Source organism: Urechidicola sp. KH5, assembly GCF_054661455.1.
In genome coordinates, this window is the sequence record NZ_BAAFSW010000005.1 from 1 (window position 1) to 2500 (window position 2500).

A 2500-nucleotide genomic window follows, 5' to 3' on the forward strand; every position below is an offset into this window, starting at 1 on the left:
AAAAAAACCTTCAACGTATTTGTTGAAGGTTTTAAAAAAGAAAGGCGATGACATACTCTCCCACCTAGTGGCAGTACCATCTGCGCTGGTAGACTTAACTTCTCTGTTCGGAATGGAAAGAGGTGAGCCCTACCGCTATAATCACCTTAAGTTGTTTTGGTAACTACACCATGTATGTTAACATATAAAAAGCATCATATTATTTTAAGAAATTGGAGCTATTAATCGTACAAAAAAAGTCTGCTCCCTCCCGAAGGAGGGAACGCGTACATAAGCCTATGGGTTATTAGTACTACTTGGCTATGACATTACTGCCTTTACACCTATAGCCTATCAACGTGGTGATCTTCCACGACCCTTTAAAGAAATCTCATCTTGTGATGGGTTTCGCGCTTATATGCTTTCAGCGCTTATCCCTTCCCAACGTAGCTACCCAGCAGTGCCCCTGGCGAGACAACTGGTACACTAGAGGTTGGTCCAACTCGGTCCTCTCGTACTAGAGTCAGATTCACGCAAATTTCTAACGCCCGCTGCAGATAGAGACCGAACTGTCTCACGACGTTCTGAACCCAGCTCGCGTGCCACTTTAATGGGCGAACAGCCCAACCCTTGGGACCTTCTCCAGCCCCAGGATGTGACGAGCCGACATCGAGGTGCCAAACCCCCCCGTCGATGTGAGCTCTTGGGGGAGATCAGCCTGTTATCCCCGGAGTACCTTTTATCCTTTGAGCGATGGCCCTTCCACACGGAACCACCGGATCACTATGCTCTTGTTTCCAACCTGATCGACTTGTAGGTCTCTCAGTCAAGCACCCTTATGCCATTGCACTCTACGCACGGTTACCAAGCGTGCTGAGGGTACCTTTAGAAGCCTCCGTTACTCTTTTGGAGGCGACCACCCCAGTCAAACTACCCACCAAGCACTGTCCCCATCGCTGGGTTAGGCTCTAGATAAGCAAAGGGTGGTATTTCAACAATGACTCCACAACGCCTAGCGACGCCGCTTCAAAGTCTCCCACCTATCCTACACATTACTTATCCAAAACCAATACTAAGCTATAGTAAAGGTTCACGGGGTCTTTTCGTCCCGCAGCGGGTAATCGGCATCTTCACCGATACTACAATTTCACCGAGCTCATGGCTGAGACAGTGTCCAGATCGTTGCACCATTCGTGCAGGTCGGAACTTACCCGACAAGGAATTTCGCTACCTTAGGACCGTTATAGTTACGGCCGCCGTTTACTGGGGCTTCATTTGATTGCTTCGCCGAAGCTAACAACTCCATTTAACCTTCCAGCACCGGGCAGGTGTCAGACCCTATACATCATCTTTCGATTTAGCAGAGTCCTGTGTTTTTGATAAACAGTCGCCTGGACCTTTTCACTGCGGCCCATCCGAAGATGGGCGACCTTTCTCCCGAAGTTACAGGTCTATTTTGCCTAGTTCCTTAGCCATGAATCTCTCGAGCACCTTAGAATTCTCATCCCAACTACCTGTGTCGGTTTACGGTACGGGTTCTTATTATCTGAAGCTTAGAAGATTTTCTTGGAAGTTCTTAGTCACACTATCCACGCATCCGAAGATTTGTGGTACTATCCTGCTTTAGCAAGTCTTGCGCATTTAACTACAAAACTTATACCTACACAGTTCAACGTACTATTCCGTCAGTACGCGGTGAGTTCATTACTCCGTCCCTCCATCGCAATAATAAGAAGTACTAGAATATTAACTAGTTATCCATCGACTACCCCTTTCGGGTTCGCCTTAGGTCCCGACTAACCCTCAGCTGATTAGCATCGCTGAGGAAACCTTAGTCTTTCGGTGGGCGGGTTTCTCACCCGCCTTATCGTTACTTATGCCTACATTTTCTTTTGTAAACGCTCCAGCAAACCTCACAGTTCACCTTCTACGCAGATTACAATGCTCCCCTACCACTTTTACAAGTCCATAGCTTCGGTAGTATACTTATGCCCGATTATTATCCATGCTCGACCACTCGACTAGTGAGCTGTTACGCACTCTTTAAATGAATGGCTGCTTCCAAGCCAACATCCTAGCTGTCTAGGTAGTCAAACCTCGTTTGTTCAACTTAGCATACATTTGGGGACCTTAGCTGATGGTCTGGGTTCTTTCCCTCTCGGACATGGACCTTAGCACCCATGCCCTCACTGCTGATTAACATTTTATAGCATTCGGAGTTTGTCAGGAATTGGTAGGCGGTGAAGCCCCCGCATCCAATCAGTAGCTCTACCTCTATAAAACTATAAATCAACGCTGCACCTAAATGCATTTCGGGGAGTACGAGCTATTTCCGAGTTTGATTGGCCTTTCACCCCTACCCACAGGTCATCCAAAGACTTTTCAACGTCAACTGGTTCGGTCCTCCACTGTGTGTTACCACAGCTTCAACCTGCCCATGGGTAGATCACTCGGTTTCGCGTCTACTACTACTAACTGTACGCCCTATTCAGACTCGCTTTCGCTCCGGCTCCGTGACTGA

The 2500-nt window shown here is 47.7% G+C and carries 2 rRNA genes (1 of these 2 cut by a window edge); both read right to left on the reverse strand.

Going from position 1 to position 2500, the window contains the following annotated elements:
• Positions 1-39 precede the first annotated feature (39 nt).
• Positions 40-149 (reverse strand): 5S ribosomal RNA (rrf, locus tag ACYQ5R_RS12605).
• Between the two features lie 117 nt (positions 150-266).
• A 23S ribosomal RNA gene (locus tag ACYQ5R_RS12610) occupies positions 267-2500 on the reverse strand; it runs 633 nt beyond the window's last position.